The 15,621-nt window shown below is 59.9% G+C and carries 13 protein-coding genes; 11 read left to right on the forward strand and 2 right to left on the reverse strand.

Features of this window, described 5'->3' with window-relative positions; translation table 11 throughout:
- Positions 1 to 149: 149 nt before the first annotated feature.
- Complete coding sequence (locus ACP3TA_RS12585) at positions 150 to 593, reverse strand: acetyltransferase (protein WP_033642318.1); 444 nt, start codon at positions 591 to 593, stop codon at positions 150 to 152.
- A 242-nt stretch (positions 594 to 835) separates the two neighbouring features.
- On the opposite strand from ACP3TA_RS12585, the gene ACP3TA_RS12590 reads away from it, so the two are divergent.
- The 3 genes from ACP3TA_RS12590 to ACP3TA_RS12600 all read left to right on the forward strand — a co-directional run bounded on the left by ACP3TA_RS12590 (position 836) and on the right by ACP3TA_RS12600 (position 3,537).
- Entirely contained in the window at positions 836 to 1,708 is an 873-nt protein-coding gene (locus tag ACP3TA_RS12590; protein WP_046686638.1) for an oxygenase MpaB family protein, read from the forward strand.
- 163 nt (positions 1,709 to 1,871) lie between these two features.
- Positions 1,872 to 2,975, forward strand: a complete 1,104-nt coding sequence (locus ACP3TA_RS12595; protein ID WP_033652667.1) for a suppressor of fused domain protein — start codon at positions 1,872 to 1,874, stop codon at positions 2,973 to 2,975.
- A gap of 34 nt (positions 2,976 to 3,009) precedes the next feature.
- A complete protein-coding gene (locus ACP3TA_RS12600; protein WP_033642321.1) occupies positions 3,010 to 3,537 on the forward strand; it encodes a cysteine hydrolase family protein in 528 nt (175 codons plus the stop codon).
- 32 nt (positions 3,538 to 3,569) lie between these two features.
- Here ACP3TA_RS12600 and ACP3TA_RS12605 read toward each other — a convergent pair whose 3' ends face one another.
- Positions 3,570 to 4,445: an NAD(P)-dependent oxidoreductase gene (locus tag ACP3TA_RS12605; protein ID WP_060659788.1), complete on the reverse strand. Its 876-nt coding sequence runs from the start codon at positions 4,443 to 4,445 to the stop codon at positions 3,570 to 3,572.
- A gap of 290 nt (positions 4,446 to 4,735) precedes the next feature.
- On the opposite strand from ACP3TA_RS12605, the gene trpS reads away from it, so the two are divergent.
- From trpS to atzF, 8 genes are all read left to right on the forward strand, one after another.
- Positions 4,736 to 5,743, forward strand: a complete 1,008-nt coding sequence (trpS, locus tag ACP3TA_RS12610) for a tryptophan--tRNA ligase (RefSeq protein WP_060659787.1) — start codon at positions 4,736 to 4,738, stop codon at positions 5,741 to 5,743.
- 117 nt (positions 5,744 to 5,860) lie between these two features.
- Positions 5,861 to 6,694 carry a phosphonate ABC transporter ATP-binding protein gene (gene phnC / locus ACP3TA_RS12615; protein WP_019454697.1) on the forward strand — a complete coding sequence of 278 codons (834 nt, stop codon included), beginning with the start codon at positions 5,861 to 5,863 and terminating at the stop codon, positions 6,692 to 6,694.
- Between the two features lie 41 nt (positions 6,695 to 6,735).
- Positions 6,736 to 7,668 (forward strand): phosphonate ABC transporter substrate-binding protein, encoded by a 933-nt coding sequence (gene phnD / locus ACP3TA_RS12620; RefSeq protein WP_426784635.1) that lies wholly within the window; start codon positions 6,736 to 6,738, stop codon positions 7,666 to 7,668.
- Positions 7,669 to 7,746: 78 nt separating this feature from the next.
- Positions 7,747 to 8,610: a phosphonate ABC transporter, permease protein PhnE gene (gene phnE / locus ACP3TA_RS12625; protein ID WP_016928590.1), complete on the forward strand. Its 864-nt coding sequence runs from the start codon at positions 7,747 to 7,749 to the stop codon at positions 8,608 to 8,610.
- Positions 8,607 to 9,506 (forward strand): phosphonate ABC transporter, permease protein PhnE, encoded by a 900-nt coding sequence (gene phnE, locus ACP3TA_RS12630; RefSeq protein WP_033642327.1) that lies wholly within the window; start codon positions 8,607 to 8,609, stop codon positions 9,504 to 9,506. The genes phnE (ACP3TA_RS12625) and phnE (ACP3TA_RS12630) overlap by 4 nt, the downstream gene beginning before the upstream one ends.
- A 231-nt stretch (positions 9,507 to 9,737) precedes the next feature.
- Positions 9,738 to 10,202, forward strand: a complete 465-nt coding sequence (locus ACP3TA_RS12635) for a DUF1456 family protein (protein ID WP_004939471.1) — start codon at positions 9,738 to 9,740, stop codon at positions 10,200 to 10,202.
- Between the two features lie 192 nt (positions 10,203 to 10,394).
- Positions 10,395 to 13,538 carry a right-handed parallel beta-helix repeat-containing protein gene (locus ACP3TA_RS12640; RefSeq protein ID WP_163964709.1) on the forward strand — a complete coding sequence of 1,048 codons (3,144 nt, stop codon included), beginning with the start codon at positions 10,395 to 10,397 and terminating at the stop codon, positions 13,536 to 13,538.
- A 252-nt stretch (positions 13,539 to 13,790) separates the two neighbouring features.
- On the forward strand, positions 13,791 to 15,620 hold the full coding sequence (atzF, locus tag ACP3TA_RS12645) for an allophanate hydrolase (RefSeq protein ID WP_033642329.1): 1,830 nt from the start codon (positions 13,791 to 13,793) through the stop codon (positions 15,618 to 15,620).
- Position 15,621: the final 1 nt, after the last annotated feature.

The following is a 15,621-nucleotide window of genomic DNA, read 5'->3' on the forward strand; positions in this document are numbered from 1 at the left end:
TCTGTTGCGGGTGAATACCGGGCAATCCTACCGAGGGTTGATAGTGACAGGAAGAATGTAAAATCTATTACTTATTCTGATTTGATATATTAGGCGGCGGGTGAGAGAAGGGGGAGAAAACCGGCCGCAGGGCGGCCGGCGGGGGCGGACTAGCGTTTTTCCAGCTTCATGTGCAGCAGCGGGAACGGGTTGCCCTGGCCGTCGAGCGGTGAGCGGCCGGTGATGACAAAACCGTAGTGGCGGTAGAAGCCGCTGGCCTGCGGATTTTGCTCGTTCACGTCCAGCTGCAGCTCATCGTGCAGCGTTTCCGCGTGGGTGAGCAGCGCTTTGCCCACGCCTTTGCCGCGCTGATCGGCATCGATAAACAGCATCTCCACCTTGTTGCCGTTCAGACCGATAAAGCCGCAGGGATGCCCCGGCTGCTCTTCGGCCACCCAAACGTTGACCGCCGGCAGGTAGTCGTTCAGCACCAGCGGGAACAGCTGTGCGATGTTGTCTTCGGTTAAAAAGTGGTGAGTGGCGCGCACCGAACGCAGCCAGATATCTGCCAATTGCGCGTTGTCTTCCGCCGCGCGTGCTCTGATGGTAATCATCGAACTCTCTGCTATCTAAGTTGAAGGAAAAGAAACTAGATAGAGGTTTTGTGGGGTTAGTGCCGAATTAACGTGGGTTAACGCCCTGCAAAGCGCCTCTGCAGTGGATCGAATAGGCCCGCCTGGTTGCAAGCGGTATAACAACTGTAATTCAGTAAGTTAAAGCTTTCAACCGCCGCAGGGCGCAATGAGGCGCTCGCCGCGTGATACACTGGCCGCTGAATGAGCAAGAGGGCGGCAGGATGGAAGCGGTACGCGCAGCGATAGAAAAACAGGTGCTCAGCCTGACCGGGTTGGCGCTCGGCGGCGTCGATTTCGAGAATCCGCCCGGCGATCCGGGGCTGTTCGGCCCGCAGTCGGTCATCTGGCAGGTACACCGCGATTTCACCCCGATGCTGTGCGGCGGCGTCAGCGCCTTGCTGTTGCAAATGCTGCACCCGTTGGCGCTGGCCGGCGTATGGGATCACTCCAACTTCCGCGACGATATGATTGGCCGCCTGCGCCGCACCAGCCAGTTCGTGTCGGTCACCACCTTCGGCCCGACCGCCGAGGCGGAGCGGCTGATCGCCAAAGTCAAAGCCATCCACCTGCGGGTGACCGGCGTCGGCAGCGACGGCACGCCCTATGCCGCCAGCGATCCGGCGCTGCTGACCTGGGTGCACGTGGCGGAGAGCAGCCGTTTTCTGGCCAGCCACCTGCGCTACCGCAACCCGCATCTTTCCCGCGATTTGCAGGATCAATACTATCGCGAAGCGGCGCGCGTGGCCGCCGCGCTGGGGGCGACCGCTATCCCTCAGTCCTGCGCGGAGGTAGACGACTATCTGCAGGCGATGCGGCCGCAGCTGGTCTGTGACGAACGCACCCAAGAGGTGGCGCGCATTCTGCTGAAGGCGCCGGCGCCGAGCGCGTTGGCGCGCCCGCTCGGCGGGGTGGTGATGCAGGCGGGCATCGATCTGTTGCCTGATTGGGCGCAGCGGCAGTTCGGCTTTCATCCGGGCGCGTTGCGGCGGCGGCTGGTGCGAACGGGGGCTGCAGGCCTCGGCAAAGTGCTGGGCGCGTCGATGCGCAACGGTTCCTATCAGCGCGCGGTGCGGCGCATCACTCAGGCGTCATGAGCCGCAGCCGCTATAATTAACCTTTGTTTATCTTCGTTTACGGCCGTTTTTGAGACTTTTACGGGTGATCCGGCCAGTAATGCGTTTTACACTTGAGGGCAAAGCCACATTCCATTTTTTGCGCGCAGCCGATTCTGCCGCGCCCTGACCCTATTGAGGTGATATGAACGAGTCATACGTACTTGCTGAAGTCAGCAATGAGAACCAGACGCTGGTCGCGGTGGTTCAGCAAGGGAGCAGGGCAGCCTATTTTTACATCTATCCCGCCGAAGCCTACAGCGATCGCTATCAGGTGCGCGCCTGCTGGCTGCGCAATCTGGCCGCCGCGCCGCTGCAGGAAGATCGCGCCGCGCTGGAGCAGGGGCAACCGCCGATGCTGGCGGCGGAATTTTGCCGCAACCTGGAAGGGGAAGCGCCGCTGAACCCGGAAGGGCTGATGGTGGTGTGGAGCGAAAGCGACGACGGCGCGGCCCTGTGGTATTACGGCCAACTGCTGGCGGTGATCCCCGGCTGGAGCCTGTATATCGACCATTCGGTGTGCTATTCGGCCAGCTGCATCAAGGAGAGCCCGTTGGCCTATCCGCTCGGTTCGGCCTCGACCAACACGCAATATGCGCAGGCGGAAAGCACCCGCCAGTTTTGGCGCAGCTGGCAGCGTGAAGAGGGCAATCCGTGGCCGAAGATGCAGCGCGATTTTCAGGCGCGCTATGAGCAGCATTTCGGCCCTTCGGTAAAATACTATGCCATCGATCAGGGCAAGTGGCCGCCGATGGCCATCACTCAGCACGAGCGCGACGGCATCTATTACTTCCTCACCATGGGCGTCAGCATTCGGCCGATGCCGTGGGTGGAGATCCTGTTCAACGATGAGGCTTCGCGCTATCGCCGCATGGAGATGGCGATCGCCATCGACAGCCAATACATGACCGAAGACAACGCGGTGCAGATGGCCAGCGCGCTGGCCGGTTTCGCTCACGCCCCTTGGGCGCGGCTGACCTGGATCGGCGAAGGGCATACGCTGGAGTCCGACGTGGCGCCGTTGGGCTATGAAGGCTATATTTTATCGTCGTCCTTCTACCCGCATCACGCGCACCTGACGTTGCCTCAGCAGTATGGCGACCCGGTGAACCTGTTCTGGGCCAGCCCGGTGTTTACCGCCGAGCGCCAGCTGGCGCACGCCACGCCGAACGGCGGGCACGATCTGGTGCACAGGCTGCGCGAGCAGGGCGTCGACCATATTTTCCGCCCGCGCCAGCCGGTGTGCTGACGCGACTTGTCTTGTCTTCTCTTCGGGAGCCGCCATGACCAGCGCGCTGTTGATTATCGATGTGCAGGAAGGGTTGTTTACGCCGCCGCCGGCGGATGCCGCGGGCACCGTTGCGCGCATCAACCAACTGAGCGAGCGCGCCCGCCAGGCGGGTGTGCCGGTGATCGTGATTCAGCACCATACGCCGGACGACGAACTGCCGCACGGCAGCGCCGCCTGGCAAGTGCTCGCGGCGCTGAAGGTGGCGCCGGGCGACCATCGGGTGGATAAAACCACGCCGGACTCGTTCCTGCGCACTTCGCTCGGCGCGTTACTGATCGCCAACGGCGTATCGCAGTTGGTGGTTTGCGGCTACTCCACGCCGTTTTGCATCGATACCACGGTGCGCAGCGCGGCGGCGCACGGTTATCCGGTGACGTTGGCGGCGGATGCGCATACCTGCCACGACAAATCCTATGCCGACGGTTTGCTGATCCGTACCCACCATAACGAGACGTTGTCGAATATCGACAGCTTCGGCGTGCCGATCCGCGCCGTGCCCGCGGCGGACATCGTGTTCTGAGTACGGAAAACGGGGGCCAACGCCCCCGTTCGTTATTTCAGGCCCGCTCGTCGCGCCGCTACCTTGGCCAGCGCCGCCCAGTCCAGATCTGCATCCCCCTGCGCCATCGCGTCGAGGAAATTGTCTTTCAGCACCCCGGCGAACGGCATCGGCGTATGGCTGTCGGCGCCGGCGGCTAGCGCCAGCCCGACGTCCTTCAGCCCCAGCGCCAGCCGGAATCCGGCGGGTGAATACTTCTCGGCGGCGATCAGCGCGCCATAGCCCTGATAGGCCGGGGCGGCGAAGACGGTGCCGCTCAGCATCTGCAGGTAGTCGGCGCCGGAAACGCCGTAGTTGCGCACCAGCGCGCTGCCTTCCGCCATCGCTTCAATGGCGCTGGCCAGCGTAAAGTTGGTGGCGATTTTGACCACGTTGGCCTGCGCCGGATCGGCGCCGAAGTGCCAGGTTTTTTGGCCGAGGGCATCGAACAGCGGCTGCGCTTGCTTCAGCCGCTCGCTATCGCCGGCCGCCAGAATATTCAGCTTGCCGGCGGCGGCCACGTCGACCCGGCCCAGCACCGGCGCGGCGAGATAACCGATGCCGTGTTCCGCATGCAGCGTCGTCAGGCGTTTGGCGAGTTCGACCGAGATAGTCGCCATATTGATATGCAGCGCGCCCGGTTTCATCCGCTGCAGCAACCCGCTGTCCACCACCACCTGTTGCGTGGCGGCATCGTCGGCCAGCATGGTGATCAGCACGTCGGCATCGGCCAACTGCTCCGGCCGTTCGGCCTGCCGCGCGCCGGCGCTGACCAGCGGCTGCGCCGCCTGCGGCGAGCGGTTCCATACCGTTAAGGTGAAGCCCGCCTGCAACAGGTTGGCCGCCATGGCGCTGCCCATCCTACCCAGTCCGGCAAATCCGATCTTCATCATGCGCTCCTTTTTCAGGTTGAAGGTTTTACCCTAGCGCGCCGGGCCAGGAACGCAAATGCCGGAGTGTAACGCCGTCTTACGCGCCGGCGGCGGGCTATTGACGCGCTGCCGCTGCGGGTATACCTTGATGGCATGAATATATCGATGCACTCCACCCACAATCAGTCATGGTGGCGCCTCTTCTGAGGCGGCACGAGTATTCACATCTCTTTTTAATGCCGCCGGTTTGGCGGCATTATTTTTTGTGGCGTTGATCCGGCGGTCTACAGACCTTCAGGAGCACTGTCATGAGCTACACCATTCTTACCGGCGATCGCGCCACCGGCCCACTGCATTTAGGTCACTTCGTCGGCTCGCTGCGCCAACGCGTCGAACTGCAGCACCAGCATAACCAAACGGTGATGGTGGCGGATCTGCAGGGCCTGACCGACAACGGCAACAACCCGCAAAAAATCAGCGCCAACGTGCTCAACGTCGTGGCCGACTATCTGGCGGTCGGCATCGATCCGCACAAGACTACGATCTGCCTGCAGTCGGCGCTGCCGGCGTTGGCCGAGTTGACGATGTACTACCTTAATCTGGTCAGCGTGGCGCGGCTGGAACGCAACCCGACGGTGAAAAGCGAAATCGCCGAGAAGGATTTCGCCCGCAGCCTGCCGGCCGGTTTTTTGATCTATCCGGTCAGCCAGGCGGCGGACATCACCGCCTTCGGCGCCACCCACGTGCCGGTCGGCGAGGATCAGCTGCCGATGCTGGAGCAAACCAATGAGATCGTGCGGCGTTTCAACCACATCGTCGGCCAACCGATATTAACGGAGTGCCAGCCGCTGTTGAGCAACGTCGGGCGTCTGCCGGGGCTGGACGGGCAGGGCAAGATGTCGAAATCGCGCGGCAACGCCATCCAGCTTGGCGCCGGCGCCGACGAGGTGCATAAGGCGGTGATGAGTATGTTCACCGACCCCGGCCATCTCAACGTCAGCGATCCCGGCCGGGTGGAGGGCAACATGGTGTTCACCTACCTGGACGCCTTCTGCGAAGACGCCGCGCTGGTGGCGGATCTGAAGGCGCACTATCGGCGCGGCGGGTTGGGGGACGTGAAAATCAAACGGCTGCTGGAGGATTGCCTGCAGAGCCTGCTTGAGCCGATCCGCACCCGCCGCGCCGAGTTCATCGCCGATAAAGGCGAGCTGACGCGCATCCTGCAGCACGGCACCCGCCGCGCGCATCAGGTCAGCCAGCAGACGCTGCAGCAGGTCAAGGCGGCGCTGGGGCTGGACTTCTTTAGCCTGGAATGATGCGCACGCCGGGGCGGCACGCGTCACGCCCCGGCCATAAAACCATCATCCCACTGTCATAAACTTATCCGTTAATAGGTGCCCATAATGATTAGCCACTGAAACCAGAGAAATCATATGGCTCAGGCACTGTTAAAATTGGCGCAGCACGACTTTCCAGGGCAGCACGCCGCCGCATCCCGCAAAGTGTTATCGGTCAAGGGGCTCGGCAAGGCCTACAAAGCGCAGCAGCGCGTGCTGGATGACATCAATTTCGATCTGCACGCCGGCGAATTCGTGGCGGTGATCGGCCGCTCCGGCGCAGGCAAGTCCACGCTGCTGCATACCCTCAACGGCACCATTCCTTCCAGCTGCGGCGAGATGCTGCACTTCGAAGACGATGGCGTGGCGCAGGATATCGCCCAGCTTGCCGGCCGCCAGATGCGCCAATGGCGCGCGCGCTGCGGCATGATCTTCCAGGACTTCTGCCTGGTGCCGCGGCTGGACGTGATGACCAACGTGCTGCTGGGGCGCCTGAGCCACACCTCCACCCTGAAATCCTTCTTCAAACTGTTCGATGACGCCGACCGCGCTCGCGCCATCGAGCTGTTGCAGTGGCTCAACATGCTGCCGCACGCGCTGCAGCGCGCCGAGCACCTCTCCGGCGGCCAGATGCAGCGCGTCGCCATCTGCCGCGCGCTGATGCAGAACCCGCAAATCCTGCTGGCTGATGAGCCGGTGGCGTCGCTCGATCCGAAAAACACCCGCCGCATCATGGACGCGCTGCAGAAAATCAGCGAAGACGGCATCGCGGTGATGGTGAACCTGCACTCGGTCGAACTGGTGAAAGAGTATTGCTCGCGGGTGATCGGCATCGCCCACGGGAAGATCGTGTTTGACGGGCATCCTTCGCAACTGAACGAACGGATCCTGCACCAGCTGTATGGCGAAGAAGCCAATCAGATCCATTGAAGCACTTTTGACCTTTACCCTTTACACACAAGGCACACCTAATGAAAAAAGTATTGAGTCTGACCACCCTGATGGCCGGCGCGATGATGGTATTTAATGCTGCCGCAGCGGATGCGCCGAAAGAGCTGAACCTGGGCATTCTCGGTGGCCAGAACGCCACCCAGCAGATCGGCGATAACCAGTGCGTGAAGCAGTTCCTGGACAAGGAGCTGAACGTCGATACCAAGCTGCGCAACTCGTCCGACTATTCCGGTGTGATCCAGGGCCTGCTGGGCGGCAAGATTGACCTGGTGCTGAGCATGTCGCCGTCGTCGTTCGCTTCGGTCTACATCAAGGATCCGAAAGCGGTGGACATCGTCGGCATCGCGGTCGACGACGTCGACCAGTCGCGCGGCTACCACTCGGTGGTGGTGGTGAAGGCCGGCAGCCCGTACCAGAAACTGGAAGATCTGAAGGGCAAGGCCATCGGCTTCGCCGATCCGGATTCCACCTCCGGCTTCCTGATCCCGAACCAGGCGTTTAAAAAGCTGTTCGGCGGCACGGTCGACAAAAAATACAACAACACCTTCTCCAGCGTCACCTTCTCCGGCGGCCACGAGCAGGACATCCTCGGCGTGCTGAACGGCCAATTCGAAGGCGCGGTGACCTGGGCGTCGATGATCGGCGACTACAACACCGGCTACACCAGCGGCGCGTTCACCCGCATGATCCGCATGGATCACCCGGACCTGATGAAGCAGATCCGCATCATCTGGCAGTCGCCGCTGATCCCGAACGGCCCGATCCTGGTAAGCAACTCGCTGCCGGCCGACTTCAAGGCCAAAGTGGTTACCGCCATCAAGAAGCTGGATAAAGACGATCACTCGTGCTTTATCAAAGCGATGGGCGGCAAGCAGCACATCGGCGACACCACCCTGGCGGAATATCAGAACATCATCGATATGAAGCGCGAGCTGACCAAAGGCGACCGTTAATTCCCGGCTGCCTCGGCTGTCCGAATGAAGGGGTTCAGCATGCTGAACCCCTTGTTCCATCAAGATGGAAGACCTCTTTTGAATACCGATTTCGCACACTATTACCAACGGATCCGCAGCAAGCAAAAGCGCGAAGCGCTGCTGTGGTCGCTCGGGCTGGTGGTGCTGTACCTGGGCGCCGGCAATCTCGCCGAGTTCAACCTGCACACCGTCTGGGTGTCCATTCCGCATTTCTTCGACTACCTGGCTGAAACCGTCCCGACGTTGCACTGGAACCTGCTGTTCGCCGACGGGCGCACCGAGGGTTCGCTGGCCTACTGGGGCTATCGCCTGAACATCCAGCTGCCGCTGATCTGGGAGACTCTGCAACTGGCGCTGGCGGCGACCATTTTCTCGGTGCTGGTGGCGACCGTGCTGGCGTTTCTGGCGGCCGGCAATACCTATACGCCGGCCTCGGTACGGCTGGCGATCCGCACGCTGGTGGCGTTCTTGCGCACCATGCCGGAGCTGGCGTGGGCGGTGATGTTCGTGATGGCGTTCGGCATCGGCGCCATTCCCGGCTTCCTGGCGCTGGCGCTGCACACCATCGGCAGCCTGACCAAGCTGTTCTACGAATCGATCGAAACCGCCTCCAACAAACCGGTGCGCGGGCTGGCGGCCTGCGGCGCCACGCCGCTGCAGCGCATGCGCTTCGGCCTGTGGCCGCAGGTGAAGCCGGTGTTTCTCTCCTACAGCTTCATGCGGCTGGAGATCAACTTCCGCCAGTCGACCATTTTGGGGCTGGTGGGGGCGGGCGGCATCGGCCAGGAGCTGATGACCAACATTAAACTCGACCGTTACGATCAGGTCAGCATGACGCTGCTGCTGATCATCGTGGTGGTTTCCGTGCTCGACTACGTGTCGGGCGAGCTGCGCAAGCGCGTGGTGGAGGGGGCAAAATGACAGCGGGCACTCCGGCATCGGCGGAAACGCTGCGCCAGTTGAAACAGCAGCATCCGGCGATCTTCGCGCAGCAGGGGCGCTACCTGCGCACCGTCGGCCTGATCGCCTTGGCGATCGTGCTGTACTACGTGTTCTTCTTCCTGGTCTTCGGCATTAGCTGGCCGCAGTTTATCAACGGCTGCCAGCAGCTGGGGCGCTATTTCCTGCGCATGTTCGTCTGGCATGACTTCGCCAACTGGCCGTTCATGTACTACTTCCAGCAGATCGGCATCACCATCGCCATCGTGTTCGCCGGCACCATCACCGCGTCGCTGATCGCGCTGCCGCTGTCGTTCTTCGCCGCGCGCAACGTGATGTCGACGCCGCTGCTGCGGCCAATTTCGGTGCTGGTGCGCCGCTTGCTGGACGTGCTGCGCGGCATCGACATGGCGATCTGGGGGCTGATCTTCGTGCGCGCCGTCGGCATGGGGCCGCTCGCCGGGGTGTTGGCTATCGTGATGCAGGACGTCGGGCTGCTGGGTAAACTGTACGCCGAAGGCCATGAGGCGGTGGACAAGTCCCCCAGCCGCGGCCTGACGGCGGTGGGCGCCAACGGGTTGCAGAAGCACCGTTACGGCATTTTCACCCAGTCGTTCCCCACCTTCCTGGCGCTCAGCCTGTACCAGATCGAGTCCAACACCCGCTCAGCGGCGGTGCTGGGCTTCGTCGGTGCCGGCGGCATCGGCCTGGTGTATGCGGAGAATATGCGGCTGTGGAACTGGGACGTAGTGATGTTCATCACCCTGATCCTGGTGGTGGTGGTGATGATCATGGACAAGGTCTCGTCGATGCTGCGCAACAAGTACATCATCGGCGAAGATATCCCGCTGTATCAGCAAAAAAGCCAAATCGATTGAGAAACCCCTTGCCGATCCCTATACTGCCGCACATTCAAGGTGTGCGGCCATACCCGTCATACTTGGAGCTGCCTCTTTGTTGGCTGCATTTGCGCGCCCCGGTCACATAGTTAACTATGCTCCGGGGGCTTACAAATTTGCCGCCGCGATGCAACTCCAATTATTTTGGGTATGGGGCATTTTTTTACAATGCGCACGTCCCCGTTAGACAAGTAAAGGCAATGCAATCCCATGATGAACAACGACGTGCTGCGCAGCGTGCGCTATATGCTGAGCATTAACAACGCCAAAATGGTCGAGATTATCAAACTGGACGATTTCGAGGTGGCGGTGTCGGCGATGGACGCTTACGTGATCAAAGAAGGCGAGCCGGGCTACGAGAAGTGCCCGGACGAAGTGATGGCGCACTTCCTCAACGGCCTGGTGTTCTTCAAGCGCGGCAAAGACGACAAGTTCCCGGCGCCGGCGGTTGAGCTGCCGATCACCAATAACCTGGTGCTGAAAAAGCTGCGCGTGGCGTTCGAGCTGAAAGACACCGACATGCACCAGATTTTCACCGCGGTGGACTTCCGCATCTCCAAGCCGGAGCTGAGCGCGCTGTTCCGCAAAGAGGGCACCAAGAACTACCGCCCGTGCGGCGATCAGATGCTGCGCTACTTCCTCAAAGGGTTGGCGCAGCGCGTTCGCGGCGAGTAACGCGCAGCGTTCACCGAACATCAGGCGCAATCGCAAGGTTGCGCCTTTTTTATTGTCTCCTCCCTCCTACCTTTGTTGTACTGGCCCTCAGCCACCCGCCATCGATGGAGGGCGTGCCGCCCATCCGGTTACTTTTTTAGGGTTCGTTCAATTCAATGTCGATTGAAACGTAAAATCCAGAGGAGTAATTCAATGGCTCAAATGTCAAAAGAAGATCCGCAGCTCAACGCAAAAAATGTCGCCGCTCAGGTCAATGACGGCGGCGAATTCGCTGAGTATACCCCTGAGCAGTTCGGCGCCGTAGGCGATGGCCTGGCTGACGATCGAGACGCTGTTAGCGCCATGTTCGCTAAAGTGGCGATTGACGCCGCTAACTCGATGAAAAAACGCCAGGTCAGAATGGCGAATGTCTATCGGTTGACGTTGGGTTCGGCTTGGCAGTCTCTACAGATCCCCAGCAACTGCCATATTTATGGCGGTGGTGAAATTCACCTGGATGACGATACGCCTCAAATCAACATTTTTAATACCGTGGAACAGTCGAATTTCATCGTGGAAGATCTGAGGATCACGAGAAAGGTGACTCAGAAAGATGCAGATCCTATTTGGTGGTATGCCACTCGCGCGTGTACCGGCATGGCTTTCACCCGTTGTGAAAACTTCACCGTGAGAAATTGCGTCATCAGCATGCATACCGATGCTTTGGGCCTTTCTGACTGTACGTCAGTTACCCTTGAGAACAATTTACTTAAAGATCTGGGTGAAGAACCTATCGCCGTTCGTGGCGGACGCCATATTACAATCCAGAATAACGAACTGACGAATCACCAAGGTGACGGGATCTTGCTGAAAACGGGCGTGAACCGAGATGCTTATGACATCTTGATTGTGAACAATCATATTCATGATGGACATAAACCCGCTAAACCCGCTGGGGCCGGGCATACGCAAAGAGGGGGCGGGGTGACATTGAATAATGAAGTGACCGGCACGCCTCATTCATTCACTAACCTGACCGTTGCCAATAACCATATTGTTAATACCAGCTATGGCATCTCGCTGGGTGGAATCAGTGACATTAATATCTCTAATAACTACATCAAAACGATCGAAAGGTTCGGCATTCAGATCGACTATTCCTTAGTGAATAACCCCACCAAAATCCCTACGAATAATTCACGAATTATCGGGAATCACGTTGAAGATACCGTTGAGAATGGCATCGACTATCACGGCAATAACGATATTTCTGTCGCTGAGTCCGTTATCGCAGATAATTTTTTAAATTTCTGCGGCACCTCCAATTCCTCGGCCTTCAATGGCATTGCCGCAACGGAGGCGACCCTCTCAGGCAATATTATCAATAATTGCAAGGTTGCCCTGTTCACCAATAGCTGCGTGATGACCGGCAACAAGATAACCAACTCCGGATGGACCAGCAGCCAGGTATGGATCAAGCTGTACGGCGACCGTACGGTGTTTTCCGGCAATCGGGTCACGGACTCTGGGTTTGGTTATATCCGTTTCTTGAATGGGAAAAACGCCATTATTGAAGGGAATGTGATTAAACTTGCTTCTCCCGCTCGGGCGCTGGAGTTAGGCGGGGCATTTGACGAAACGACTCTCATTGGCAAGAACGTCTGGGATTGCGCTTTTAAACCGATTCTCTCTACGCTTGCAGGGGTAACGGGCAATCAACTCATTCAGTATTCCTTCCCGAATGAAGGCGTGCCCCACATTACCCCTCAGATGTTCGGCGCGAAGGGCGATTGGAATGATACAGCTGGCGTTGGTACGGATGATACGCAGGCGTTTAAACAGGCTATCGCTTATGCGATTAGCCAAGGCTGCAAGAAGCTCTATGTTCCTGCCGGCAACTATTACATTACAGATACCTTAAATTTAGGGGGAGAAAACTACACCGGAGATAAAGGCATTGCGATAGAGGGTGAAAATTGGATTAGTACGAAATTCTTCTTTAAGCCGACGTCTAATGATCATGCGTGTTTTGAGTCGAAAGGCGGTTCCGGGATCCATACCAACAGATATATCAGCGATGTGACGATTACGCCGGCCAAGGGCGCGTTATATACGGGCACCGGCTATCGGATCAATGGTTCCTGTTTCATGCGGCATGAAAGATTGCTGATTATGAAGTTTTTTGTGAACTTACATCTGTTGAACGGCTATGCCGGTGCGTTTACCGAGTTCGTCAGTTTTCACTCTTGCCGGTTCCACCGTGGCTTGTCGAACATCTTGATGGAAAGCAATGGCGGGGATAGCTCCTTCCACGGCGTGGGGTTCCATGAAATTCAATGTCAGATCAAGGTCTCCGGCAATCCGGGCGATGGTGGCACAAATACGGATGCCGGCGTGGGGCTGGAGTTGAGAGGAAACGCCAACAGCGTAACGTGGTACAACGGTTTCTGCTATATCCACCTGTTCGGCGGCGTCGGCGCTACGGCGATCAAACTCACCCGAACCAACACCGATAACATCCTGGGGCAGTTTACTTGCGAAGGTGAAACTATTCTTCAGAGTGATGGAAGCACCTTTGAATGTCGGGGCGGTTTCTATAACGTGGGTAATACCACTTACAATGTGGCTGCAGAACCGGTAAACGGCATCGCGGCGGCATTTGTGTTTGATAACATGCTGAGCAATACGACAAGATTCGCCAACGCGGCAATCGCCGATATGGCTCCTAGGCAACTTCCGTGGTCCTTGGCGGACAGGGCCAGCCATGGCGCTTATCCGGCCATTTTCCATGGTATCAAGGACGGCTCCGATAACCTGTTCTATGCCGCCAAAGGAGGGAGTACCAGCTACCATTACTTTGGCGGCATTTCTCCAGGCAATAACCTTCAGGGGTTTGAACCGGGCGTCAGGTTGGCTCAGGACGGGGCTTCTTTAATTAGTTTTTCACCTAAGTTTACGCTTGGCGCTAATAACAATACGACCAGCAGCGGCGTATCCATCTCCCCGGCGGATTTTTCGCCGCAGAAGGATATCGCGACCGCCTTAGGACAACCCTCATTTAAATGGAGCGGGTTGTACACCAAGCAGTTAACGGTTGCGGATAATGGCATCTATCCGGCCGGTAACGGCGCTTATCCTATTGGTGGGCCGAATAACCAATTCTCCTCCGGCCACATAAAAGTGTTGAATATTTATGATTCAGCGAACGTGAACGGAGATCCTGTAGGTGTCAGAGTTGCTGTCCCCGCTTCGGCCGTTGCGCCCGGTAAAATAGGCCAATGGTCGGCAGACTCCACGTTCTTTTATGTTTGCACGGCGGCCAATACCTGGAGAAGGGTAGCGCTCACCACATGGTAGGTACTGAGCTTGCGGCTGACGGCTGACCTATCCCCATCGGCCTGTGGGGCGGCGTGTGCGTCGCCCCGGTTTTTCCTCTGCGTCATCCCGCCATTGCACTCTTTTTGTTCTCCCGCTGCGCGCCGCTGGTGCAGCCCGTTTGCCGCTGCTGTCATAAGTTTTAATTATAATTTATTGAAATCATGAGATTAAAAATTGGCACGCCGGTTGCTCTGTTGAATCCCATCTTGTGTACCAGATGGAATTCAGTCGATGAGCGAACCTGTTGTAGCGTGCGGTTTTACCCTCAGTGAATGGCAACACCATTACCAAACCCGCCCGGCGGGCGAACGCCTTGCCTGCGTCAGTGCGACGATCGAAACGCTGGTCGCCGGGCTGAACCCAGACGATAACGCCTGGCTGTATCTCGCCACGCCGGCGCAGCGCGAGCAGCAGTACCGGCAGCTGGCACAGAGGCTCGAGGCGGTCGCCGGCGATCTCAGCCGCCTGCCGCTGTTCGGCGTGCCCTTCGCCATCAAAGACAATATCGACGTTGGCGGCTGGCCGACCAGCGCCGCCTGCCCGGCGTTCACCTATCAGGCCGCGGCGGACGCCACCGTGGTCGCCCACCTGCGCGCCGCCGGGGCGATTGCCCTTGGTAAAACCAACCTCGACCAGTTCGCTACCGGGTTGGTAGGCACTCGCTCACCGTATGGCGCAGTGGTCAACAGCTTCGACAGCCGCTACGTCAGCGGCGGTTCCAGCTCCGGCTCCGCCTCGGTGGTGGCGCGCGGCCTGGTGCCGTTCGCGCTCGGCACCGACACCGCCGGTTCGGGGCGCGTGCCCGCCGGGTTCAACAACATCGTCGGGCTGAAGCCGACCAAGGGGCGGTTGTCCAACCGCGGCGTGGTGCCGGCCTGCCGGTTGAACGATACGGTGTCGGTCTTCGCGCTGACGGTGGCCGATGCCGCGCTGGTGGCGGAACTGGCGAGCGGCTTTGACGCGGCAGACCCGTATTCCCGCCCCGATCCGCATACCGCGCCGGCGGATATCCCCGCCGCGCCGCGTTTCGCCGTTCCCGCCCAGCTGGAGTTTTTCGGCGATGTTCAGGCCGAGCGGGCGTTTCACCGAGCGCTGGCGCAGCTGCAGGCGGGCGGCGCCACGCTGGAACCCCTCGATTTCGCGCCGTTTCGCACTCTGGCGGAACAGCTGTATTACGGCCCCTGGGTGGCGGAGCGCACGGTGGCCATTGAGCAGGTGCTGGAAGCGAGCCCGCAGGCCATCGATCCGGTGGTGCGCGGCATCGTCGGCAACGGCCTCGGCTACAGCGCCTGCGACGCCTACAAGGCGGAATACCTGCGCGCCGAGCTGGCGCGGCAAATCGCCCAGCGGCTGGCGCCGTTCGACGCGCTGGTGGTGCCGACCGCGCCCACTATCCGCACCCTGGCGGAGATGGCGCAGGAGCCGGTGCTGTTCAATTCGCAATTCGGCACTTACACCAATTTCACCAACCTGGCCGATCTGAGCGCGCTGGCGCTGCCGGGGCCGCTGCGCGAAGACGGTCTGCCGGCGGGCATCACCCTGATTGCGCCCGCCTGGCATGACCGGGCGCTGGCGGCGTTTGGCGTGCGCTGGCAACGGCAAAGCGCCTTGCCGCTCGGCGCTATCGGTCGGGCATTGCCGCCGCAGCCCACGCCGGCCCCGTCTTTGGGACACGTGCGTCTGGCGGTAGTGGGCGCTCACCTCAGTGGCATGCCGCTCAACGTCCAGCTGACGCAGCGCGACGCGGTGCAGGTGGAGCAAACCGCTACCGCCCCCTGCTATCGCCTGTATGCGCTGGCCGATACCGAGCCGCCGAAGCCGGGGCTGGCGCGCGCGGCGCAGGGGGCGGCGATCCGCGTTGAGCTGTGGGACATTCCGCTGGCCCGTTTCGGCGAGTTTGTGGCGGAAATCCCGGCGCCATTGGGCATCGGCACGCTGCTGCTGGCGGACGGCCGGCGGGTGAAGGGGTTTATCTGCGAAGCCTGGGCGCTGGAAGACGCGACGGATATCACTGAGTTTGGCGGCTGGCGCGACTATCTCGCCAGCGTTAAGGGGGCATGAA

This window comes from Serratia sp. 2C06, assembly GCF_050037615.1.
GTDB classification, from domain to species: domain Bacteria; phylum Pseudomonadota; class Gammaproteobacteria; order Enterobacterales; family Enterobacteriaceae; genus Serratia; species Serratia ureilytica.